At 42.7% G+C, this 21843-nt stretch carries 25 protein-coding genes; 5 read left to right on the forward strand and 20 right to left on the reverse strand.

What is annotated here, in order from left to right; translation table 11 throughout:
- The first annotated feature begins 17 nt into the window (after positions 1-17).
- Positions 18-2432, forward strand: coding sequence for a hypothetical protein (locus L1271_RS07945; RefSeq protein ID WP_235367519.1), 2415 nt, complete (start codon positions 18-20; stop codon positions 2430-2432).
- Between the two features lie 166 nt (positions 2433-2598).
- Here L1271_RS07945 and L1271_RS07950 read toward each other — a convergent pair whose 3' ends face one another.
- The 8 genes from L1271_RS07950 to L1271_RS07985 all read right to left on the reverse strand — a co-directional run bounded on the left by L1271_RS07950 (position 2599) and on the right by L1271_RS07985 (position 7655).
- Positions 2599-3573 carry a transposase gene (locus L1271_RS07950; protein ID WP_235367520.1) on the reverse strand — a complete coding sequence of 325 codons (975 nt, stop codon included), beginning with the start codon at positions 3571-3573 and terminating at the stop codon, positions 2599-2601.
- Between the two features lie 380 nt (positions 3574-3953).
- The gene (locus L1271_RS07955; RefSeq protein WP_102056669.1) at positions 3954-4487 is read right to left on the reverse strand and encodes a GrpB family protein; all 534 of its coding nucleotides are present in this window, start codon (positions 4485-4487) and stop codon (positions 3954-3956) included.
- A gap of 31 nt (positions 4488-4518) precedes the next feature.
- A complete protein-coding gene (locus L1271_RS07960; protein WP_039495654.1) occupies positions 4519-5067 on the reverse strand; it encodes an HPP family protein in 549 nt (182 codons plus the stop codon).
- A gap of 31 nt (positions 5068-5098) precedes the next feature.
- On the reverse strand, positions 5099-5494 hold the full coding sequence (locus tag L1271_RS07965) for an ACT domain-containing protein (protein WP_102056668.1): 396 nt from the start codon (positions 5492-5494) through the stop codon (positions 5099-5101).
- On the reverse strand, positions 5491-5928 hold the full coding sequence (locus tag L1271_RS07970; RefSeq protein ID WP_235367521.1) for a GFA family protein: 438 nt from the start codon (positions 5926-5928) through the stop codon (positions 5491-5493). Before L1271_RS07970 ends, L1271_RS07965 begins: the two co-directional genes overlap by 4 nt.
- Positions 5929-5930: 2 nt before the next feature.
- Positions 5931-6389 carry a YaiI/YqxD family protein gene (locus L1271_RS07975; RefSeq protein ID WP_010371749.1) on the reverse strand — a complete coding sequence of 153 codons (459 nt, stop codon included), beginning with the start codon at positions 6387-6389 and terminating at the stop codon, positions 5931-5933.
- Between the two features lie 35 nt (positions 6390-6424).
- Positions 6425-6871, reverse strand: coding sequence for a GNAT family N-acetyltransferase (locus L1271_RS07980; RefSeq protein ID WP_235367522.1), 447 nt, complete (start codon positions 6869-6871; stop codon positions 6425-6427).
- Positions 6858-7655, reverse strand: a complete 798-nt coding sequence (locus tag L1271_RS07985; RefSeq protein ID WP_010604567.1) for a PhzF family phenazine biosynthesis protein — start codon at positions 7653-7655, stop codon at positions 6858-6860. The genes L1271_RS07980 and L1271_RS07985 overlap by 14 nt, the downstream gene beginning before the upstream one ends.
- A gap of 146 nt (positions 7656-7801) precedes the next feature.
- Here L1271_RS07985 and L1271_RS07990 point away from each other — a divergent pair, with 146 nt between their 5' ends.
- Positions 7802-7987, forward strand: a complete 186-nt coding sequence (locus tag L1271_RS07990; protein WP_235367523.1) for a hypothetical protein — start codon at positions 7802-7804, stop codon at positions 7985-7987.
- A gap of 51 nt (positions 7988-8038) precedes the next feature.
- On the opposite strand, the gene L1271_RS07995 is transcribed toward L1271_RS07990, so the two are convergent.
- The 3 genes from L1271_RS07995 to L1271_RS08005 all read right to left on the reverse strand — a co-directional run bounded on the left by L1271_RS07995 (position 8039) and on the right by L1271_RS08005 (position 9970).
- A complete protein-coding gene (locus L1271_RS07995; protein ID WP_095727837.1) occupies positions 8039-8257 on the reverse strand; it encodes a DUF6500 family protein in 219 nt (72 codons plus the stop codon).
- Between the two features lie 119 nt (positions 8258-8376).
- Positions 8377-8847 (reverse strand): DUF3291 domain-containing protein, encoded by a 471-nt coding sequence (locus L1271_RS08000; protein WP_010604564.1) that lies wholly within the window; start codon positions 8845-8847, stop codon positions 8377-8379.
- A 115-nt stretch (positions 8848-8962) separates the two neighbouring features.
- On the reverse strand, positions 8963-9970 hold the full coding sequence (locus tag L1271_RS08005; protein ID WP_102056663.1) for a phytanoyl-CoA dioxygenase family protein: 1008 nt from the start codon (positions 9968-9970) through the stop codon (positions 8963-8965).
- Between the two features lie 133 nt (positions 9971-10103).
- Between L1271_RS08005 and L1271_RS08010 the strand changes: the two genes are divergently transcribed.
- Both L1271_RS08010 and L1271_RS08015 read left to right on the forward strand, forming a co-directional pair.
- Positions 10104-10565 carry a carboxymuconolactone decarboxylase family protein gene (locus L1271_RS08010; protein ID WP_102056662.1) on the forward strand — a complete coding sequence of 154 codons (462 nt, stop codon included), beginning with the start codon at positions 10104-10106 and terminating at the stop codon, positions 10563-10565.
- Positions 10543-11310, forward strand: a complete 768-nt coding sequence (locus L1271_RS08015) for an AraC family transcriptional regulator (protein ID WP_235367524.1) — start codon at positions 10543-10545, stop codon at positions 11308-11310. Before L1271_RS08010 ends, L1271_RS08015 begins: the two co-directional genes overlap by 23 nt.
- 47 nt (positions 11311-11357) lie before the next feature.
- On the opposite strand, the gene L1271_RS08020 is transcribed toward L1271_RS08015, so the two are convergent.
- The 9 genes from L1271_RS08020 to L1271_RS08060 all read right to left on the reverse strand — a co-directional run bounded on the left by L1271_RS08020 (position 11358) and on the right by L1271_RS08060 (position 20106).
- The gene (locus tag L1271_RS08020; protein WP_235367525.1) at positions 11358-12209 is read right to left on the reverse strand and encodes an acyl-CoA thioester hydrolase/BAAT C-terminal domain-containing protein; all 852 of its coding nucleotides are present in this window, start codon (positions 12207-12209) and stop codon (positions 11358-11360) included.
- Between the two features lie 18 nt (positions 12210-12227).
- Positions 12228-12938: a LytR/AlgR family response regulator transcription factor gene (locus L1271_RS08025; RefSeq protein ID WP_010604559.1), complete on the reverse strand. Its 711-nt coding sequence runs from the start codon at positions 12936-12938 to the stop codon at positions 12228-12230.
- A complete protein-coding gene (locus L1271_RS08030) occupies positions 12932-13954 on the reverse strand; it encodes a sensor histidine kinase (RefSeq protein WP_235367526.1) in 1023 nt (340 codons plus the stop codon). The genes L1271_RS08025 and L1271_RS08030 overlap by 7 nt, the downstream gene beginning before the upstream one ends.
- A 150-nt stretch (positions 13955-14104) precedes the next feature.
- On the reverse strand, positions 14105-15037 hold the full coding sequence (locus L1271_RS08035; protein ID WP_235367527.1) for a class I SAM-dependent methyltransferase: 933 nt from the start codon (positions 15035-15037) through the stop codon (positions 14105-14107).
- Between the two features lie 116 nt (positions 15038-15153).
- On the reverse strand, positions 15154-15738 hold the full coding sequence (locus L1271_RS08040; protein WP_235367528.1) for a GNAT family N-acetyltransferase: 585 nt from the start codon (positions 15736-15738) through the stop codon (positions 15154-15156).
- Positions 15739-15826: 88 nt separating this feature from the next.
- Positions 15827-17050, reverse strand: a complete 1224-nt coding sequence (locus L1271_RS08045) for a DUF418 domain-containing protein (RefSeq protein WP_235367529.1) — start codon at positions 17048-17050, stop codon at positions 15827-15829.
- Entirely contained in the window at positions 17043-18392 is a 1350-nt protein-coding gene (locus tag L1271_RS08050) for a M23 family metallopeptidase (RefSeq protein WP_235367530.1), read from the reverse strand. The genes L1271_RS08045 and L1271_RS08050 overlap by 8 nt, the downstream gene beginning before the upstream one ends.
- A gap of 1 nt (position 18393) precedes the next feature.
- Complete coding sequence (locus L1271_RS08055; RefSeq protein ID WP_211868743.1) at positions 18394-19722, reverse strand: M23/M56 family metallopeptidase; 1329 nt, start codon at positions 19720-19722, stop codon at positions 18394-18396.
- 3 nt (positions 19723-19725) lie between these two features.
- The gene (locus L1271_RS08060; protein ID WP_010371797.1) at positions 19726-20106 is read right to left on the reverse strand and encodes a BlaI/MecI/CopY family transcriptional regulator; all 381 of its coding nucleotides are present in this window, start codon (positions 20104-20106) and stop codon (positions 19726-19728) included.
- 158 nt (positions 20107-20264) lie between these two features.
- On the opposite strand from L1271_RS08060, the gene L1271_RS24840 reads away from it, so the two are divergent.
- Positions 20265-21824: a sensor histidine kinase gene (locus L1271_RS24840; RefSeq protein ID WP_102056653.1), complete on the forward strand. Its 1560-nt coding sequence runs from the start codon at positions 20265-20267 to the stop codon at positions 21822-21824.
- The last annotated feature ends 19 nt before the right edge of the window (positions 21825-21843 follow it).

The raw sequence follows: 21843 nt of genomic DNA on the forward strand, positions 1-21843 counted from the left end.
AACGAGAGAAAAGTATCATGTCTTTATTTTATCTATTCCATACCTTTTATTGGCGAATACCCTCTATGCAAAAGCCGCGGCTAGGGTTTACTCCTCTAATTGCAATACTTGCCTTACTCAGCGGATGTAAAACTACGCGAAGCGATATTGCCGCTATTCCGAGCCCCGCTGATATGCGCTCTGAAATAAGCGTTAATGGTCGAGTCAGCACGTTGAGACACATTGATATCCAACATGTTGGTAAACAAATTCCGCTGACTTATAGCGATGGAAAAATAGCTAACTCGCGGGGATATGACTGGTGGGTGAGTAAACATTTTGCGCTAAAAAGTGACTTTCCTGAGGACAAAGTAAAACTCTATTTAGAATTATTAGAAATGTCTTACCCTCACTATGTTGAATTGTTTGGTATGGCGCCCGCAGCGATTGATAAAAAGAGAATTGCTGTCGTGTATGGCAGTTCACGCCAACGTACAAAAGAAGCCATGCTGGACGACGGTTTTTTGCGAGGCGTACATAAAACGGCTGGTGGCGAAACCATGTTTTATAACCGCGCAGGGTACAACTTTCCGAGTCATCGTCAGCATCACCAGCGCTACATCGTGATCCATGAAACCATGCATGCGTTTCATATGGCTCTGAACGGTCACTCAACTTGGGCACCCAATTGGATCACTGAGGGGATGGCAGATGCCATTGCAAGCCACGTATATGATCCAAATAAAAAACAGTTAACTGTAATGGTTTTTGACCGTGCTCCAATGAACTATCTGCACTTGGGTTTACAGCAGTATCACCAAAGTGGACAGCCATCTTTTGAAGCAATCAACGATGACCCATCACTCAAACGCGGGCTCAACTTTTTTATCGTACATTTTTTATTGAGCGATCCTGAACGCTATCAATATTTTAAACGCTTTATTGCTAAATTAATGGACGCAAATCCTCACTCTGAAGACACCTTGCCAACTGCCAATGCACTCTTAAAACAGACCTTCCCCAATTGGCCCCTGCTTGAACAGCAGTTTGCGGCGTTTGTGCGCTCTGCCACGCCAAGTTTTTATATTGTCGATGGGCCTTGGGAGCAAAACGGTGCTGCATATTGGCTCAGAAATACCGAAAGCAAAGCACTTAATCGTCTTGACATTCATCCAAACTTTTCTTCTACACATGTCGTGATGGATTTTCCCGCATCAGATAAAACACCTCTAATCAACTCACTTGATAAGAATAATGTTGCAGCACTAATCGACTTCGAGCCGGAGCAGATAAAACGTGGAGAAATTGGCTTTGCGTTAATCGCTGACTTAACAAGTCAAAGCTTAGATGCGCGTCTTGGACGCACTAAAGTTGAAGAAGTTGACTTTAGTAAAGATAACTTGCTGCAATTTACCCTTCAAGAAGGTGTAAAGTTAACGGTCTCAAGCAATCAAGCATTATTTCCCGCAAAGTCTATCGCACTGCTGCCGCAATTACGCATGGATATCATGCAATATCATCAACTTGCGCTCACGCTTTCAAAACAGAACGATGCGCTAGTTATTAAAATGAAAACACTACACCATGAGCAACTGGCTAGGTTACAATTGAGCCAAATCGACATTTCAGCGCTTAGCTTGCAAAAAATAAGTCTTCTTGGCCGAAATAATAATCATAGAATAGCGCCCTACTTTGCCGCGCATGATTACTTGATCACGAATGAACAAACCACTAATCCCTGGCACTTTAAAGGTGCATCGCTACTGCGCAGAGCCTTTAACACCTGTGTGGAATATAGCGCTCAGTTAAATGACTGTATGACCCCACTTCGCGAAATATTTAACAAGCAGAAATCAAGGACAGTCACTGAAACTGAGAATAAAACCCTCAACCACTTGATGCAAAATTGGCAAACAACACTTGGCGACGATGCGCTCTTTACGCTAAGTGGTATCAACATCCAGGACTACTTTTCTGACGGAATGCACTATCTTTACGTCAACAACCCCAGTAAGCATGCAGTTGCGCTAACTTACGGTAACTACAAAAAAATGCTAGCTTCAGGTGAACACCGTGTTCTATTGCCAAAACAAGTCTCTCAGACCTTGGTAATTAATTGGAATGGATTAACAAGACAAAAATCTCTTCTAACGCCGGAGAAACCTTTTGATGGGGTAAAAATGGAAGTAACTATTCGTGACAATATAACCATTACGCTAATCGGTCCCTATTCAGGTGCATCGAGTGGCACATTACACGTCGATTTTACCCCATATCAATCATTTAAAAATGAAGGGTCACTTTGGCAGCAGCCTGTTACTTTCTTACCTTATCAAACACAAGTAATTAAAATAGATAAGTTACAAGGATTAAAAAATGGATTACTTGAGATCACGGGTGAGTTTGACGTTGATGGTGAACCGATTAGGCTGGTTAAAATAATCAATTTGTAGAAACAATTAATTGGAAGTCTGAAAAGCCAAATAAAGTAGGACCGATGGCTTTGTGCAAATAAGATTGAGTGTATCATACAACGTGCACGACTAACTGCTCCCTCAACCTGAGCGAGCAGTTAGACACTTACAACCGGATTAAATTGGCCGTCTACGTAAGTTCATATTACATAAAAAGTCGCTGGCTTTGCGAAATATTACTTCGTCGCCGTAAATTGCGATGCTCACAATAAGACTCAATCGAATCTGCTCTACCAATCGCACCGTGAAAAGTTTGCTCAAGCTGGGTAGTAAGTTTCAGCCAATTACGTGCTTCTAGACCTAATTGTTCCAAAATAGATTTTTGACGCGGTTCGATAAACCCGGGTTTACCAGCACGAATACACCTCCCTGTTGAATCAACTAAGTCTAGATATGACCGTAATTCAAAAGGAATTCCTTTGTGTACATGTCTTTTGGTATTTCCTAAAAACCGCGCTAGATAATTCGGCTGTTTGCATCTTTTTGCAAACTCACACCTAAGTTTTATACTAGTGTGTTCTGAATCTTCTAGGTTACTAGCCAATTTTGCACGAATGGGGTTTAAGTCTACGTAAGCCATGCATGCTAACAAGGCTGAAGCATCAAGCAAGGCCTGAGATTTAAATCTCCCTTCCCAAAAGTGTCCGGTACATTCATCCTCTTGATTAGCACGTCGAGCAATGTGCTCATTGAGCCCTCTCATAAACCAGCTAATACTCGCTAAGCGGCTTCTATATTCATTGATTTCTTTGCTTAATTCACTTTTTTGCCCTTCGTTTAAGCATTCACCTTGTAAAAATTGCCGAGCGTGTGAAGATACCTTATAAAGCTTGCTCCAGCGTAGTAAAATAGCTTTATCATTGAGCCTTTGTGCTTTTTTATCATCGATATACAACACCACATGGGTGTGATTAGGCATTACCGCGTAAGCACAAACATCCAAGCAAAATATTTTGGCTAGAGAGAGTAAACGCGTTTCAACCCAGCCCCTCCGATGCTCATAAGACTTTCCTGTCAACATATCTTCACCACACAAAAAAGCACGGCGGACGCAACGTGACACACAATGATAGTAACGCGTATTTGACAAGTTGATTTGATACTTCCTAGCTAAGCCCATTGTTCTCTCCTTGAACGTATCAATGCTAATCGAAGAAATTAAAGCTTAGACCATGTCGCAAATTTGTAAACATTTGCATCTGTTCATGCCTGTCCTTAGTTGCATGCTTTTAGTTACATGCTACCAGTTATCACCTACTCTTTGATACTTAAATACAGTAAACGCTAACCTCCTTATGCTTGTTCGGAGAGTGAGCGAGGTTCCTGTCTTAACGCAAATCTTTACTTTTCCCCCTTGCCTAGTTAGCAAGTTTTAGGAGCAACATCAAACCGTGCTCCACTATGAATAATTTATGCGATCACCATGAGCGATTGGGATTGGATACCAGCAGTTAATTTTATCACTAACTTCAAGCAAAATATTAGTTATTCGAACTTTAGTTAATTAAAGTGGATGTCCTTTAAAGTGCGCTTTACAAATGGCGCTTTAGCTTTTCCATACTCATCTTGGGAGGCTATACCTTGCGCTATTACTAATTGCTTCTGAGTTTCATACTCCGCACGCGCGTCAGGATTACTGAGCATATAAGCTTTAAACTTTTCTTGCTTGATATGTTCTTCACTCCCTTTTTCAATAGCATGAGCATGCACTTGAAACAACTCACCTTGATACATCACCGCGATGTCTTTTCTAGGACGAGTATCAGGAAATGGATTATCGCTGTGCTGATCTTTAAAGCCTACATTTTTAAGATGTTCAACTGCTTGCGTTAATTGCCCGGGTTTGTATAACACAGAGATATCGATGATCCCTTTGCCGGCAACCTTAAAAGAGCTTGAACCAAAGTGTAGAAATTCAAGTTCAGGGTGTGCTAATGCCATCATCACTTCTTCTGCCACTTCAACAAATATTTCGCGCCATGGATTAAAGCTAGCTGGGACTAATTGGTAAGGGACGAATTCAATTTTTGACATGCCTGTCCTTTTAAATTTTTATATAAAATAGTTAGAACCAATAAACTGGGTAATGCCGCTTGGGGTTGCGCGACATATTGTTCACAGACAGCGCGACCAATAACATCAGCAGAGCCCCCATCAACACGGGATAAAATGCATACATATATCCCAAGTTATGAACAGACTCACCACCAATAATGGCGATTAGCGCGGTCGCTCCACCGGGTGGATGCAAGGTTCGAGTAAAGTGCATCACAACAATTGAGAGCGATACCGCAAGCGGTGCTGCAAACAGACTCTCTTCTCCAAGCAAAATAAAGATACTGACGCCGAGTAAAGCTGAAAAGAAATGCCCGCCCAGTAAGTTCCTCGGTTGAGAGAACTCTGCCATAGGAGCGCCATAGAGTAAAACAGCAGTTGCACCAAAAGAGCCAATGAGCAATGCGCTGCCAACACCATATGGTAAAGCGAGGTTAGAAATCACCGTAATCAACAAGATCCCCACCATTGCGCCAACCCATGACCAAAGGATTTTCTTAAGCGGTTTTCTCGGAGGACACACACCTTTGGAGGCCATTCTTTTAAAGTAAACTTTCATGCTACCTAATAACCTTCGAGATTTATCAATGTCATTTTGCCAACGTTTGTATCGCGAGTACCGCCCGCTTAGCATCATTTACGGGCACAAAAATATGATCATGATAGAAGCCCGCAATTACATTCGCGCTAATATCAGCACCTTTTAACGCATTGGAAAATGCAGCAGTTAACCCTACGGCTTCTAGGCTCGAATGCACTTGCAAAGTAATTTTATTCATCACACAGCTGTAATCCAATCCATGTTCATCTGCCATTTGCTTGGTGACTACCAGCGTTAACCCCTCGCGCTCCATAAAGGTCGCAATTGGATTGAAAATTACGCACTCAGCAAGGCTTTTTTGCACTGTACAAAATACAAAAGGTGTTTCATCAAGCGTCGGGGAAATGTCTTTTAATAATTGAGATAAATCACTAATACCCGTCACAAATTACCTCCCGATGTTGTTGATAGATCGCGGCTAGGCTCAAATGCATCATAACGAGGAAGCGGCGCGTCTAAGTCGTCCCAATTGGCTTTTGAAGAGACAAAATTATGTGATATTGGCCGCTCTTTGATATCCGAGTCCAAAATGCCAAGTCTTAACCTCACCCGCTTTGGATCGTTTTCATTCGAACTAAAAATTGGACTTGCACAATGTTTGCAAAAATGGCGCTTTCTTCCAGGTTTAAACTCGAAGATGTTTAGTGCCTCTTCGCCACTAAGAATCACAAAATCGCTCCACAGCACAAAGCCATTAGTCGCATAAGCTGTGCCTGTAGACTTGCGACATAAAGAGCAATGACAGTGAATGATATCGCTGATTGGTCCACGGATCTCAACTTGAACCGCTTTACACAAACAACTCGCCTTATAAGCCATACCTACCCCTTTGTGTTTCTGGTGATCCAAGTATCCAATTGATTGGCGAAATTTTGCTTATCAGCTTGAGACAAAGGCGGTGGCCCTTGAGTTTGCACGCCGCTGGCACGCATCGTGTCCATAAAGTCACGAATATTTAAGCGAGATTTTATGTTTTCTTTCGTCAGCAATTCACCGCGCGTGTTGAGTGCGGTGCACTTTTTCTCAATGACTTCGTCTGCAAGTGGAATGTCGCCAGTAATAACCAAATCACCTTCATTCACGCGCTTCACGATTTCGTTATCCGCAATATCAAATCCCTTTGGGACTTGAAGCTTTTGAATAAAAGGAGACGGAGGCGTTTTTAGATATTGATTTGCAACCAATGTAACCGTGGTAGAAGTACGCACTGCAGCGCGAAACAGCATTTCTTTTATCACCACGGGACAGGCATCGGCATCTACCCATATTTGTTTTGCCATAACAACTCTTTTAAATTTAAATTGGCTAGAGAATACTAAATTTGGGGATTAGGTTCACGCCTAAAATGAAACTCATATTCATCGTCAGCAAACTGCACAAATCCCAACTTTTCGTATAAACGCTTCGCGGGATTCGCTTTAAGCACCGTCAATACCCAAGGCAATGTTGAGTGGGTTTCTATCAAGCTTTTAATGACTTGTGCACCGAGCCCCTTTCCTTGTTGCTGGGGCTCTATTTGCAGCTGAAAGAGGTAATAGTCATGTTCACGTTGCTTAAACTTAGCCAAGCCAACACACTTTTCATTTATATAAATCAAATGTGAGCTTGGGTATTCGTATAATACTCTGGCTTTATGTTCAGCGTCAGTCAAAAACAGTCCGGCATTTTCTAAGTGCGGCACCATGGTCGCTTTACGCAGCGCCACTAGGTAGTCAAAGTCACTTTCTTTTGCCTGTATGAAGTGAATCTTATTCGTCCTCAATTTCGAATATTCCTTTTGCGTAAAGTACACCAAACCCAGATACGATGACATTCGTATCCGTCACTTCACAAAATAGCTCACCGCCACGTTTTGAAGCCTGATGTGCATGAAGTTTCTGTTTGTTTAGCGCCTTTGCCCAATATGGCGCTAACCCGGCATGAATTGAACCGGTAACCGGATCTTCATCGCCCCCATTTGCAGGCCAAAAGTAACGCGACACAAAATCAACGTCATTGCCTTTTGCTGTTACCACAACATCAAAAGGCGCAAGGGTTTTCAATTTATCGCTGTCGTACTCACAGCTGCGTACTTGTTGCTCAGTCTCAACAATCACAAAGTACGCTTGGCGATTTTTAAGTACCCGCGTCGGTGTTACGTTCAGCCCTTCCAGCAGTGCGTCGGGGGCTTCAGTTAACTCAGGGGCTAAGTTCGGAAATTCCATCACAATGCGACCATCAGCCACTTGCTTAACAGTGAGTGTTCCGACTTCTTGAGTTTGAAATTTTATTTCACCTGACTTTCCCTTGTGATTAAAAAGTACATACGCAGCACCAAGCGTGGCATGACCACAAAAGTCAATTTCAGTAATTGGAGAAAACCACCGGATCTCATAATGATTGTTATCAACTGGCTTCAAAAAGGCGGTTTCGGAAAGGTTATTTTCGATGGCTATCTGCTGCATTAGGCCGTCGCTAAGCCAGTTTTCAACCTCAACGATTGCAGCGTTGTTACCACCAAAACGTTTACGCGTAAATGCGTCAACCACAAAATATTCAACTTGCATCTTTTACTCCTTTCAGAAACACCTAAAAACACAGTATAATTTACTGTAATTAGAAGCGAATACAACTTAAATAAACGTGTATAGAGGTTGATCTGTATGACCATGATGCACGTAGTTAAAATGAGTAGAACCAAGTCGAGGCTTATATGTTTACAGATGCTACTTTATCAATCCTATGTTTATATTCATTAGCAATGTTTGTCACTAGCCTGCTAATGATAGCGACAGCCCCTAAAACTGATGGTGAGAAACGCAAACAAACTATCACCGAGTACACTATGTTTGCACTTGCATCTGTTGCAGTATTTTTTGTCTCGTTTTACACGCTGTAACTGCCAGCTGGGTCATCTCGATTGATGGCCCATGGCAATATCCTTTAAGACCTATTTTCCACTTTCAACCATTGTTTTTATCTTTAACGCCTTTTCGAAGTGGTCTAATTCGTGAGTTTGTATCCACCAAGTCGCCGCTTCCATAAGTAGTGCAGGGTCCGTGTTTTTATTGGCAAAAAAAGCGTAAAATGATACGCCAACGTTATCCCCTTTTTGTGCGATTTTTTTATCACATACTTCTATTATCTTGCTTCTTAGTGCCGCGCGCATTTTTGGTTAAATCCATACATCATGATCTACGATTAGTGTACCACCAACATCATCAGTATTCACCACTCCACGCGGCTCTACACCTTTACGGTTGATTATCATTTCATCGGTGCACAAGATTAATCTTCTTCACAAGCTTCCCTCTCCCTTACGTCTAGTTCGGTGAAACTATTTCTAAACGTAAAGGCATAAGCCGAATCTCCAAAACGACGCAGGTAATCGAGCCTTTCTTTGGCCTCATCTAGCGTCGGGATATGACCCTCTTCAACCCACCATAACACGTAGGTTTCCTGTTCAGCGCGGTGAAACCATTCTTTTTTACGCGCCAAAAATTCCTTATGCGCGGTTTTAAACATAAAATCTTTGAGCGCTTGCTCCGACTGCCATACAGACATATTCACGATAATATTTGGATCATCAAACGCCTTAATCTCTGTTGCATTACCGGTTTCATCTTTTAAGCGCCAAATAAAGCCAGGGCTTTGCTCTGCGAGTGAATTAATTCGGTCTAAACTTTCTACAAAGTATTGGATTTCTGGCGCATCCATTTGGTATTTAGCGGTGGCTATATTGAGTTGTGCTAATTGCATCGACGGCTTTTCCTTGTGGTGAGTTGCTACATTCTCCCAAACTTAACAATCATACTACTGTTTGCTCGCCGCCAAGTTAAGACAAAATTTAACCAAATAGAGATTTTTTCACCTTCTACATTTCTGGAAATGGATGCATATTGATGTATTGCACTATACGAGGTGCGTTTGCTGTGTTCGCGCTGCCACCATGGGGTAAAAATTGATGCCAAATCACCATATCTCCTGCATTGGCTGCAATTGCTTTGGAACCCAGTTGATGTAAGTATTCTGTGTTTGGAACACATGGATCCCATGGAGCCGTTGCAAGCCATGACTCTAGCTTTGTATGAAATCCTGGTACAACCGTTGTTGCACCTTGTTTTTCTTCAGTGTCTGATAGATACAAAATTCCTTGCGTGCCAAACGTGAGTTGCTTAGAGAAATCTAAATCCCAATGTAGATCAGGACCTTGAAAGCTAGATTGTGCAGTTTCAGGCGGGTTGAACCCACACTGATCGGCTGAAACTATCAGTTGTTCGCTTTGCCATAACTGGCTAAAGGCCTTATGAATTCTTATTGAATTCCGATTGTCTTCCAGTGCTTTATGTTGTACCAAATGCACCATACTGCGACTCATTTTTTCTTGGTTAACCTTATACCAAGTCTTTGGTTCTGCTAATTCAATCTCCAAATAGTCTTGGATGGCGTTTCTCGCATTAGCACAGCCTTCAGCACTCACTGCATTCTTAACGATGACATAGCCGTTGTCCTGCCAGCATTTCAGGTCGTCCTCAGTGAGTACATCCGGCATATTTTGAACAGCTGCTATTTTTTCTTGATAACTGCCGGGGCAAGGCATATGACAGGTGACATGTTTTAGCAGTGCTATTTTTTCACTACTTGGCTGAGCAATTGTTACAATTGCATCAATAAAGCTATCGTAATCATGAGCATATTGAAACTGTAACTGATGTGCTTGAGATAAACTTAAGCCCAGTATGTCAAAAGTCGCTTTATATAATTCGAAACTAACTGGCTCTACCTGCTGCTGTTTATTTGTAAAAGTGCCGTTGGCCTGAAGCCAGATTTTTTTGAGTGTGGATAAATGATAAAGCGCTAGAGCAAGGTTTACATCGCACATTATTTGACAACCATCCTTTAAATTAGAGTTGTGTGTTCCTTCCTTAAAATTTTATTACAAAGACGTTTTTTTTCAATTTTTACCGCTTACACCTCATTACACTATACGTATCACTAAACATGAGGATTCAGAAATGAAAAGAGCAGACTACTTCAATCAGGCACCTGAGCTTATTCAGCACTTATTGGGACAAGAGGAATTATTAAAACAGCAGGTACATACAACTTTTGGAGTCACAATCTGGGAGCTCGTTAAACTTAGAGCATCACAAATCAATCAATGCGCTTTTTGTATTGCAATGCACACTAAACAGGCACTAGAGTATGGTGAAACCACTAATCGAATTATTGGATTAAGTGCATGGCAAGACATGCCGTTATACACCAATAAAGAAAAACTGGCATTAGCGCTTTGTGAAAAGCTGACAAACGCACAAATGATTGACGACGCTTTTTATCAAACACTCAATGTAGAATTTGATGATAAAGAATTGACTACGTTAACTATCGCTATTAATGCCATCAACAGCTGGAATCGGATCGTGAAAATGTTTAAGCCGAATGTAGAGTTCAATGAGCACAGATCTAACGCTTGAATTAATAAACCCAACAGGTGAAATCGCTAACTATGTGCAAGCTATCTGGTTTGCACAATCACACAAGCACGGAGAAACTTGGCTTCCAAGCGACGGGGCAACTGGATTTATCTTCCCTCTTTGTGGGCTCGTTAGTTTCAACGACAATCAGCTCACAGCCCCCTTTTATCTACAACCAATTGCCATTCAGTCTAGCAAAGTCAGCTATTCTGAACAGGCATGTTTTTTCGGGATCCGCTTTAAACCCGCGGGACTGGCATTTCTGAAAACGCTGCAACATCCTATAGCAAATCCCAAAAATATATTGCCCTTGTTGAACACGCTACAAAAAAATAGTGCCAACCTGACAGCATTACTTCAACTCCTAGAACCAATATTGAATATGCCAATTCCTCGACACAATTCTATCCTACATACCCAAACACTCCTTGAGCATATTGTTTCAATGACTCCTTTAGAGCAAGCATATGCTCAAACTCCGATCGGAAAACGGCAATTAGAGAGACAAGTTAAAACACATTGTGGGATTACCCCTAAACATTTAGCTCGCATTTATAGAGTTCGATTGGCTAAACAAAAACTGAGAGAAACACCTGACATTAACATCGCTCAACTCGCGCTAGATTGCGGCTACGCTGATCAATCTCATCTTATTCGCGAATTTAAAACTATCTTTCAGATCACACCGGCAAAATACACAAAGCGACTAAAAGCTGCAGACACAACGTTACCTACAGCTCGGTAAATTTTTCAACGACCAAGAATATAAAAGCAAGGTGAATTCATTGCTACTTAATTCGCGCAACGTGCTACCAAGGTTTCGCTTAAAAATTGATTTACCTCGGTTTGCACTTTTTTGTTAAAGCTATAGTGACCCGAGTTAAGTGCGATATGTTTAAATGGATGAGAAAAACTAGCCTCGCGTAAACCAGCTTCTATATATCCGGCCATTTTGTACGATGGCCAAATTTCATCGTGTTTGGCAGAGACCAGCAGCACTGGCCCATTGGTGTTTTCAACCGGGATGCGAGCGGCTGCAATTGCTTCAGGTGTTGCCTCTGCCAATGCAGCCTCAAAGGCAGGTGTAAACTCTCCCGTTACGTTCCCCTTTTGCATTTTCCATGACAACAGGGGTGCATCAATGTAGTCCAGAGCATTGCCGCTAAGCGTCCAACTCGAGCGAGAAGACAAAGTCTTAACAGCATTCCAGCTTACGTGACTAGGCATAACGGACACTACATGGTTTATCTCATCAAAGTGCGCACCGAGTAATAACGCAAGCTCCGCTCCTTTAGAAAAACCATACACCGCTACGCAATTTGGATTTATCTTTGGGTCTGCACTCAATGCTTTTATCCGTTTGGCTATATCATCCAAAGATAATTCAGCTGCACTGCTCGATGTATTTTCAGTGCCATAATAACCAAGTGCAGCTACTGAGACACCAATATCATTAAATCCATCTAAAAATGGTTTCCACTGAGGATTAGCGAGTGTATTCCCCCCTTCGCTGCCACCTAACACCACAACCAATGGATGAGTCTGACCATCATCGATAAACTGACGTTTAACATCTGGTATAGTCGTGTTTGAGCAGGCCGCAAGAAGCCCTACCAAAGAAAATGGCATTATAGTTTTCATCATTTTATTACCTTTTTTGAGTTAGCTGAGCCCTATGTTGCTCAGTTGTTGTTTGAGTAGTTTTGCACCGCCCCGGCTGGTCACAACTTGTAAATTGCTATCTCGCAACTTGACAAGGTAACCCCCTGTAACCCAGCGTTCAAACGCCGTTATCGCGCTTTGGTTTACAATGGCATTACGGTGAACTCTTAAGAAATGTGTTGGCAATTGCTGTTGGATCTCCTCAAGGGAGCCATCAATGGGATATTGCTGTCCATTACTAAACGCAATGGCTTGACCGTATTCTAGCTTGATAAGTTCGATACTGCTGACATCAATTAGTGAGGTTTTCCCCGCCACCTTACTCGTTAAAGTAGCGGCGAATCCTGTCGCGATAACACGATTGACTCTTGATAGCGCCAACGCTAAGCGTTCAGTACTATACGGTTTGAGCAAATAATCAACCGCGCCGAGCGTAAAGGCCTCAACCGCAAACTCACTGTAGGCCGTGGTAAAAATTATCGCACCTGCAAACCCCGTTCCTTGAAGTTTCTCGACCAAAGTAACACCATTGCATTCTGGCAAGTTAATATCGACAAAGACAATATCTATCGCAAGTTCTCGATATGTATCAAGAAATACTAATGGCGTGTTACAAGTCAGTACCAAGTTGTGCTTGGTGATCTGGCTAAGTTGTTCAGTTAATTTATCAATGGCTGGTTGCTCATCTTCCACAATGGCAATGTTCAACATTCCTTTGCTCCTCGTGTGAGTGAAAAGCTGACAACAGCACCACCTGTGTGCATGTCGTTACCAAGCCTAAGTTCAGCATTTTCTTCTAACTTTAACCGTGAGCGCGTGATCGAAAGACCGAGTCCCGCATCTGACGAACTCAATATGTCCTGCTCCTTAAAGCCCACCCCGTTGTCACTGATTTTAAACACTAACTGGTTCGCTAACTTTTTGATTAATACATCAATGTGAAGCGGCCTACTGTTGCCATGTTTTACTGCATTTTCCAAAAGTGGCTGTAAAATCATTGGCGGTATTACTTCGCTCAATAATGCATCGTCGATATCAAAGTCGATGATAAGCGCATCCCCAAACCGGCTTTGCTCTATCTCGCACCATTGATTTAGTGCAATTAGCTCATCGGCAACGGATACTTTGCTCGGTATTTTTCCGCTTGTCACAGAATGCGTTAATGAATATCTTAATACCGCAGCGAGATTATGAACCAAAGACCGTGCTGCTTCTGGTTGGTTTGGTACAAAGGCTGCAATTGTGTTGAGGCTATTGAACATAAAGTGCGGGTTTAACTGACTGTGTAATAACTTAATTTCAGCTAGTTGGCGAAGCTGTTTTTCTTGTTTTAACAACTTTTGGGAAAGGTAGAACTTAATCACCACAAAAATACCGCTAGACCAAGGCAGTGCGATGGTTAGCGCCTCAAACAGTGAAAATGCATGGGTATTTAACATTCCACTTCTGAGTACACCCCAACATAAACAGCCCATTACCATCAGTCCGTAAAAGCCGATATATTGCAGCGGCCAATTGCCTATCTTGAAACGGATGATGAGTACGTAACTTATCACCATAGGTAACCAGTAGAGGAACACAACCGCCAAAATAGAAGAAAGCGCGATATTTGCTGACAACAACATGCCCCGCTGCACCCAATCGGTAAGACTGATAGCAAAACTTATTGCGGCAACGATGGCTAAAATTGCGAATTGTTCATTTCGCTGCAATGTGAGATTGACCATAATCAATACAAATAGTGACTGAATACGTTCATGGTACGCATTTAGCGTCGAAAAGCACTCTGAATGTTGCTGAATGGTCGCTTTTCAATGCTAAATGGTTATCTGTATTAGTCCACACTTTTACATCCAGTCAAAGTGCTAAAAAATAGATTAACTTGCTTTAAACCGTAAACACTTGAGGCTGCTTTGCTCATCAATGTCTTTAAATTCAGGTGGGTTTTGTAAACGTTCAACAAACGTAAGCGTTGGTGCCTCTCTGGTCATTTCATCAATGAGGAATTGACTTGAAACATCGGGAGAATTCACACACGCCAACACTTGGGCATTTGGCGTAAGTAACTCAGGAAGCTTTCTTAAAATACGTTGATAGTCTTTGGTCAATGCAAAGCTGCCTTTTTGAAAGCTTGGCGGATCAATTACGATTAGGTCGTACGGCCCATATTTACGTACTTTCCCCCAAGATTTAAACAAATCATGGCCTAAAAAAGACACCTTGCTGAGGTCGTGTTCATTGAGTTGGTGGTTGACTCGGCCTTGCTTGAGCGCCGCTTTTGCCATATCTAGATTCACAACATGGGCAGCTCCGCCCGCAATTGCCGCAACAGAAAACCCACAAGTATAAGAAAACAGATTAAGTACCCGAGCCCCCGCAGACTGAGCTTTAACAAACTCACGACCCAAACGCATATCTAAAAACAGTCCCATGTTCTGCTTTACGCCAAGCTTTAAGCCATATTTAAGTCCATTTTCTTCAACGATAGGCATAGCAGTTAATTCACCATACAAAACCTCAAGATCTGAGTCAGGCAAATAACGATGTTGCAGCAAAATAGCAGAGAGTTGTCCGTTAAATGCTTCAGTCTCCACAAGTGATAATAATGCCTGCTTTAACGACGTTATCAAGTCAACGTCGTGCTCCTTGAATAAAGAGACTAAGAGCTGACCTTGTAACCAATCTACTGTGATTTGTTCAAGCCCTTCATAGCAACGACCACGTCCATGAAATAGACGCCTAAGCTCGTTTGGTACTGCTTGGGTTTGCAGATGATTAAGGAGGGTCGATACAGGGTTTATTGCTGTCATGTCGGTGTCTGGTTATGCGTAAAGTTCGGCATTTTACTTGTTACTTCATAGCAAAAGCAAATGCCTAAGGTCTGCTTATCTTTCACGTTTATTTTTTGCAGCACAGAAAACCGGTCCTATGGACGCCACAACATCGTTGTTGCCCCGCTAAAACCGATTAACCAATTTAGATAAGAAAAATCTTCATGATGGGAGGCAACAAAACCCATTCTCATATAAAGCTTTTTTGCTTGGGGGTTAGAATCAATTACATCAAGTCGTAAAGCGTGAAACCCGCTTTGTTTGGTATAGCGCTGCAGTGCCACTAAAAGCGCAGTGCCAACACCTTGTCCTCTGACCGATTTTGCAACAGCGATGCCGTCCATCACTACTTCATTGGGCGCAGGCTTTCGCTCAAATAGGGTAAACACCGCTGCGGCTTTAACCCCGCCTAGCAAGCCTAATTCATCAATGAGTCCAGTAAAGCCCATATTCGATGTAAAACCGCCTTTGCCATATTGAAAGCCCGCAACCCCCACTAACTTGCCGTCTGCAAAGGCAGCAAAAGAGTATTCTGAGATGAAGCTCTTCGCGATAATAGTGATCAGCTTATTGCGATCCGGCACTGCAGCGTTGAATTTGCTACCAAACGCGTCAACATAAAGCTCAGCAGCCGCTTGTGCATACTCAATGTCCCATCCTTGTGTTATTTCTATTTCCATACTTTACCTCAAGCTAACGTATCGACTTCAATATTAGGTCAAAATTAGCTTAGGTATGAAGTTCGAATTTGTAAAAAATTCGAGTCGATTATGCATGTAACTTAATTGTTAGTTTGCGCCATACACGTTCAACGGGTCCCACTTTAAAGAATCGCCCGTAAATCACATTTAATAGCAGCTGCCCTGCCATAATAACAAGCCATAAGAACAAGAGCTCACTGCGACTTAGCGTATTATGTAATCCAAAGCCATAAAATATCACCACCAATAACAGTGACTGTCCAATGTAATTGCTCAGTGCAAATCGACCCACTTGATTTATCGCCTCCAGGGGTTTGAACCGATGCAACCAACGGTTATATAGCAAAGATAACAAAACCAAGTAAACAATCGCTTGCAGCTCCCGGTTAAGTACGATGACCATTTGTTTAGCGTAAGACAACACTGGGATATGTGAACTTTGCAGCCAATGAAAATAACGAGCTTGAGTGGCATAACACGACACCGCAATCAAGCAAAGCAGTGCCACTACCGCAAATGGGCTAAGTTTAGTCTTTGAGAACAATCCCCATTGAAACAGCTGCGAGCCTATCAGCATCATCATTAGCGTGGACCAAAAAATACTTGAATAAAACAGCTTACCTTTGTGGACTTGCGGACTGTCAAAGTTTTCCTGCCAATACTCAGTTAAGCTTGGCGTTTCTTCCAAAGTACGATGGGTGGGTGTCCGTGGTTCGGTTTTATTCTGCCACCGATTAATCGCTTTTTGCTGGTCTCGTGTGCGAGACGCTTCGTCCACATTGAGTGCTGCTTGGTAAGCATCATATTGGGCGATGGTGCGCTCTGCTCTGCCAAAACCTGCAACTAACATAAACGCCAAACAAATTACTATGCTGACTTTGATGGCCCGGGTGCCAAGTAATATGACGGTGGTGACAATCATTCCTATCACGGCATAGTGATAAAGAATGTCGCCACTCCAAATACAATAAGCATGAACAAGGCCGAGTATAAATAAAGCCACTAGCCTTGCCGCACTTAATTTAATAGCAAATTCAAATGGCTGTTTTTGAAGAATAATGGTGAGACCTGCGCCAAATAACATCGCCAACAGTCCGTAAAACTTGCCCTGAGCAAATACATAAACCCAGTATCTTACCTCACTGTCTATATCCGTCATAAAGCCATATTGGTAACTGCCCCATGGATTGGGATAGGCAAAGCTTTCGATGTTGATAAGTAAAATACATAGGATTGCTATCCCGCGAATAAAGTCGAGGCTGTTAATGCGATTTCTTTCAGGACTAGTCATCGGCATTACCTATGCGGCCCGACTGTCCATCATGGTGAGCTAGCTTTGTGTTTTCGCTATCGAGCAGTGTGGTAATTTGTGCAACCTGCGCGCTAAATTCATCAAATTGCGTGTCACTTAGCTTAGTGTTTTTTGGTTGTTTTAGGGTGAGTGGATTGATGGCTTTTCCGTCTTTATGCACTTCATAATGTAAGTGACGCGCCTGCGACAGGCCGGTATTACCAAGGTAGCCAATCACGTCTCCTTGTTTTACTCGCGTCCCTGCCTTGAGACCGTTCGCAAAGCCATTTAAGTGAGCATAAAGTGTTTGATAGCCTTTACCGTGATCTAACACTACGCGATTACCAAAGCTGCCGCCCCACCCAGCTTTGAGTACTTTTCCAGAACCCGCAGCCATAATAGGCGTACCAACAGGCGCACCAAAATCTATCCCTTTGTGCATTCGGGTATAGCCCAATACTGGGTGATGACGTTTACCGAAGTTTGACGATAATCGAGCACCGTTAAGCGGAGTTTTCATTAGAAAGCTTTGCGCGAGGGTACCATCTGAGTGGTAAAAAGCGGTCGTTCCGCCATTATCAGTAAACCGGTATAAGCGGTATTTTTCTTTTCCTGAAAGTAGCGCAACATGTTGTAATGCTAAAGGTTTGGAGATTTGCTTGAGTAACTCTTCGGCAACCACAAGCTGCTGTTCTTGAAATACAAAATAAATTTGATCGCCGGCATATACTTCTCTTTGAAAATCAACAAGGTGAGATAAGGCCACAATACTTTGATTGATAATATCATTGGGCACCCCGATTTTGCTGGCGTCCACAAAAAAACTAGAATCTATGCTTGTCGATAAACGCTTTGTTTGCGTGACGGTTTCAAGCTCACTTAGCGATGCATGCCACTGTTCATCCGCTCTTTTAATCTCAATAACCTGTGCAAATGCATATTCAAAGCGGATCAGCTGTACTTGTCCGTCTACAAGCTCTGCTTCTATTAACTGTCCAGCCTTGAGCTTAGTCAGTGATGTCCACGTACTCACGGCTTGTTCCACCAGCCAACTATCGCGGTCACTGAATGCAAACTCACTTAAAAGATTAGCTAAACTCTCACCCGATTTAAGTTCAAGTAAACGAATATCTTGAACTGGCTTTAGCTCCTCTGTGATTTGGATTTGGGCCGTGACTGAGTCTTCAGCGGATCTATTGAGTACAACAACTTGACCTTGTTCTGCTTGTACCGACACAAGCGTATTCTCTTGCGCTTTATTGACAGAATGAGTCTGCTCGGGCTGTTTCGAGCAGCCAAAAGTTGCCATCATTACAATGGCAATAAAAAGCTTTTTAATCATGTTAATTTTCCAATAAGGTCAGCGGATCAATGCGCGTGTTGTTATGTAGAGCTTCTAGATGTAGATGTGGACCAGTGACTCGACCGGTTTCACCTATGGTACCGATCACTTCTCCTTGCGATACTTGCTCACCCACCTCAACATCAATGCTATCAAGATGTGCGTAAAGACTTTGATAACCATTGTCATGATGGATCAACACCACTTTACCGTAATTCTCAGGCAAGGTTTTATCATCGGCAATCGTGACCGTACCGCTGGCAACCGCCATCGCAGGTTCACCAACGCCGCCAGCTAAATCCAGTCCTTGATGTGCTTTATTGTGACGAAAGTTCGATATATGCCCAAACCTTGATGTTATTTCAGGTGTGACGACTGGGTATGTCCATGTTTTACTGACCATCGCCGTTCCCATTGTCCATTGAATATTGCCATAGGCTAAACCTGAACTAAGCAACACAAAAAACCCTATCAACACAAGGTTACTTGGCTTCTTTTTAGATTTAAGAATAACGCTAAAACGCTTTTTATAATCATCTAAAGTCAAAGAGTTAGATGCAAAATTTGCTGTCATATTCATCGTTTTCGGCGGAGCAGCAGCCCGTTTTAAAGAGTTCATTAATGCTTTGCTATAAGCCAAAGGCTCAAGGCCGTGCTTCGCTATCGTCACCTCATCACAGCGATATTCCATCGCTCGAATAAAGCCCTGTTCCATTTTTGCAATAAACGGATTAAACCAAGCAAGCGTCGCGAGTATTCGCCAAATTACGACGGCAATGTGATCGCCTTTATCTATGTGGGTTAACTCATGCAGAATAAGTGCTTGCTGTTCTGCCTCTGGTAGCGTGTCAAATTCCACCGGCAAATACACTTTAGGTTGCCACAGTCCGAACACAAAAGGAGAGCAAGTAATTGGCAATTGATAGCAACTCGGTGCGCCGAGCTTTATTTTTGAGGCGGTGCTACAGAGGCGTTTTACTCGCCAATACTGTCGCCCAAGTACCAAAAGATGAGCGATTAGCCCAACGCAATAGACCATAAATACAGCCATAAGCGTCAGGTTTAGCCAGTCAGACGCAACTTGAGTACGCTTCGTCATCGCCAGCAGCGGCTCTGCAAATTGTTGTAAATTGGCATTAAACAATACGGCTGGAATCGCGTTGTGTTGCCCCATGTGTTCAAGTGGGATCCAAGGCACAAAAGTCACTGCCAGCACGCCCCACCAAAGTCCTTTATTCTGTACATACCGAGCGGAAAATTTCACTCCAAGCGCGTACGTTAAGCCACTAAGCGCCACCCACAGCAAGACCGAAAGTAATATTAGTTCCATACCTTACTCTTTATCACCTTGCGTCTTAGCTAACTCATCTAACATGGCTTCTAATTCATCTAATTCATCCGCTGCAATTAACTTACTATCTGAAAACATAGCGATTGGCAGAGGCTCATCCAACTCCATAATTTGCTTTGCAAACTCTTGGGCATAAAGTGCGAGAGTCGGTACCTTAGCAAGGACAGCTGAGTATATTTTTTTATTGCCTTGCATTTGCTCGGCGAGATAACCCTTTTCACACATTCTCTCTAGGGTTTTTCGAGTTGATGAATAGCTCCAGCTGAGCTTTGATCCTATTTCTGTGTGAATTTCTTTACCCGTTCTTGGCTGTTCACGCCAAAGGATCTTTAAAACGATTAGTTCGGTTGAGTTTGGTTTCATTGTTTTTCTCACAACTGCGACACATGTCACACATTAACAAACAAAAAAGTGCGACACAAGTCGCATATTGTGCTTTTTTAATTTTCACCACGAAAAATGGCGACATTATCAACAGCACTTATACTTCAAGTTGATATATAAAAAATGAGTTATCTGTAGTGCTAGAGCTAATTAATATTCGCCATAAATTATGGCTGCTAATTGTGTTTCCCATCATTGCGCTTGCCTTACTGCTTGGATATGCTTTTAACCGTTACGCTCACCTTGAGTCAGAAGTAGAATCTCTATACGCCGATCGTGTTGTGCCGCTTATTCAAATAAAAAAAGTATCAGATCACGGTGCGATTCAGATTGTCGACATACTTCATAAGTATCGTGCAGGGCTGGTCTCCAAAGACGAGGTGCTGGTGCAAATAGCAGATGCTACTCGGGTCATGAACGACGCCTGGCAAAGCTATCTAAACACATATTTGGTGACGGCGGAGCAAGTCAAAGTTGAACTCATTGAGTTCCAACTGCAGGCCGTATTTACGCATATTGCCACGCTCCAAAGCGCGATAAATCAAGGGACATTTTTAGCGATTCCACAAAATCAGTTTGTTACTGCACTCTATGAAAAGTTCGATCCGTTAACTTCGTCACTACAAGCTCTCACCGAGGTACAAAATGACGTCGCACTCAGTATTGTGGAGCAAACCGAGCAACAATTTAGCCAACTAAAGTTGTTGCTCATTATTTTTTCTGTGATTGTATTGGTGAGCTTAATCGCCGTTGGCTTCGCTTTATATCGCTCTATTCAACATCCAATCAATCATATTCGCTCGCAAATCAACCACATTATTGAGAGCTCGAGTCTCGAAAAACGTATCGACATTGATAATCACAATGAATTGACTGATGTTAGCCTTGCCATCAACCAGCTCCTTAGCCACATCCATGTGATCCACCAGCAACTGGTAGAGGCGGAAAAATTATCGAGCCTAGGTAGCTTAGTTTCAGGATTGGCTCACGAGGTAAATACCCCACTTGGCGTCTCAATTACCGCGGTGTCGTCCTGCCAAGAGCAAGTGGATGTGATGGAAACCGGCATGAAAACTCAGCGTTTGTCGCACGCTGAGTTTTTAGAAATTATGGCAGCATTGGATTCTGGGTTGTCTATCGCAGAGCGAAATCTCGGCAAAACGGCAAAGCTAGTACAAGAGTTCAAGAATATCTCCGCAGAGCAAGAAACTGACGTCGAGCAACTTGTCGACCTAGAAGCAGTTATTCGCGATTATTGCGAACAAACGGCACGTTTCCAGTTAAAGATGCGCGTTGAATTTAGCGCAACAGGAAAACTGGAACAACTGGTCAAAATCAACGTTAAGGCGCTACAGCAAATCTTGTTGCAGCTGCTAGAGAATGCCCGAGTGCATGGTTTTAGTAATGATAGCGACACCCAGCCGTTTGCCGCTGTTCGTTTAGAGATCACTGACAATAAAATATTTATTCGAGTCAAAGACGAAGGCATCGGTATGAGTAATGAGGTCCTAAACCGGATCTTCGAGCCCTTTTACACCACAGCTCGCCAACATGGTCATGCCGGGCTTGGACTTTCCGTCACCTATAATCTCGTCAAAAAACATTTAGAAGGTGACTTAAAAGTCAATTCCAAAGCCGGAAATGGCACCACTTTTACCATCTTGTTGGCGAACAAAACGTTGGCACAAACCGCCTAACCAACTTGTGCCCTCATAG

It is taken from the genome of Pseudoalteromonas sp. OF5H-5, from assembly GCF_021530695.1.
GTDB lineage: Bacteria > Pseudomonadota > Gammaproteobacteria > Enterobacterales > Alteromonadaceae > Pseudoalteromonas.

Excerpts from the sequence above, each read along its gene's own strand:
- L1271_RS08020 (WP_235367525.1), bottom strand. The coding sequence starts at position 12,209 with ATGATGAAAACTATAATGCCATTTTCTTTGGTAGGGCTTCTTGCGGCC.
- L1271_RS08045 (WP_235367529.1), bottom strand. The coding sequence starts at position 17,050 with ATGACTAGTCCTGAAAGAAATCGCATTAACAGCCTCGACTTTATTCGC.
- L1271_RS08055 (WP_211868743.1), bottom strand. The coding sequence starts at position 19,722 with ATGGAACTAATATTACTTTCGGTCTTGCTGTGGGTGGCGCTTAGTGGC.
- L1271_RS07990 (WP_235367523.1), top strand. The coding sequence starts at position 7,802 with ATGTTTACAGATGCTACTTTATCAATCCTATGTTTATATTCATTAGCA.
- L1271_RS07995 (WP_095727837.1), bottom strand. The coding sequence starts at position 8,257 with ATGCGCGCGGCACTAAGAAGCAAGATAATAGAAGTATGTGATAAAAAA.
- L1271_RS08035 (WP_235367527.1), bottom strand. The coding sequence starts at position 15,037 with ATGACAGCAATAAACCCTGTATCGACCCTCCTTAATCATCTGCAAACC.
- L1271_RS08030 (WP_235367526.1), bottom strand. The coding sequence starts at position 13,954 with ATGGTCAATCTCACATTGCAGCGAAATGAACAATTCGCAATTTTAGCC.
- L1271_RS08015 (WP_235367524.1), top strand. The coding sequence starts at position 10,543 with ATGAGCACAGATCTAACGCTTGAATTAATAAACCCAACAGGTGAAATC.
- L1271_RS07960 (WP_039495654.1), bottom strand. The coding sequence starts at position 5,067 with ATGAAAGTTTACTTTAAAAGAATGGCCTCCAAAGGTGTGTGTCCTCCG.
- L1271_RS08050 (WP_235367530.1), bottom strand. The coding sequence starts at position 18,392 with ATGATTAAAAAGCTTTTTATTGCCATTGTAATGATGGCAACTTTTGGC.
- L1271_RS08005 (WP_102056663.1), bottom strand. The coding sequence starts at position 9,970 with ATGTGCGATGTAAACCTTGCTCTAGCGCTTTATCATTTATCCACACTC.
- L1271_RS08040 (WP_235367528.1), bottom strand. The coding sequence starts at position 15,738 with ATGGAAATAGAAATAACACAAGGATGGGACATTGAGTATGCACAAGCG.
- L1271_RS07955 (WP_102056669.1), bottom strand. The coding sequence starts at position 4,487 with ATGTCAAAAATTGAATTCGTCCCTTACCAATTAGTCCCAGCTAGCTTT.
- L1271_RS07975 (WP_010371749.1), bottom strand. The coding sequence starts at position 6,389 with ATGGCAAAACAAATATGGGTAGATGCCGATGCCTGTCCCGTGGTGATA.
- L1271_RS08025 (WP_010604559.1), bottom strand. The coding sequence starts at position 12,938 with ATGTTGAACATTGCCATTGTGGAAGATGAGCAACCAGCCATTGATAAA.
- L1271_RS07985 (WP_010604567.1), bottom strand. The coding sequence starts at position 7,655 with ATGCAAGTTGAATATTTTGTGGTTGACGCATTTACGCGTAAACGTTTT.
- L1271_RS07950 (WP_235367520.1), bottom strand. The coding sequence starts at position 3,573 with ATGGGCTTAGCTAGGAAGTATCAAATCAACTTGTCAAATACGCGTTAC.
- L1271_RS08000 (WP_010604564.1), bottom strand. The coding sequence starts at position 8,847 with ATGCAATTAGCACAACTCAATATAGCCACCGCTAAATACCAAATGGAT.
- L1271_RS08060 (WP_010371797.1), bottom strand. The coding sequence starts at position 20,106 with ATGAAACCAAACTCAACCGAACTAATCGTTTTAAAGATCCTTTGGCGT.
- L1271_RS07970 (WP_235367521.1), bottom strand. The coding sequence starts at position 5,928 with ATGGCTTATAAGGCGAGTTGTTTGTGTAAAGCGGTTCAAGTTGAGATC.
- L1271_RS07945 (WP_235367519.1), top strand. The coding sequence starts at position 18 with ATGTCTTTATTTTATCTATTCCATACCTTTTATTGGCGAATACCCTCT.
- L1271_RS08010 (WP_102056662.1), top strand. The coding sequence starts at position 10,104 with ATGAAAAGAGCAGACTACTTCAATCAGGCACCTGAGCTTATTCAGCAC.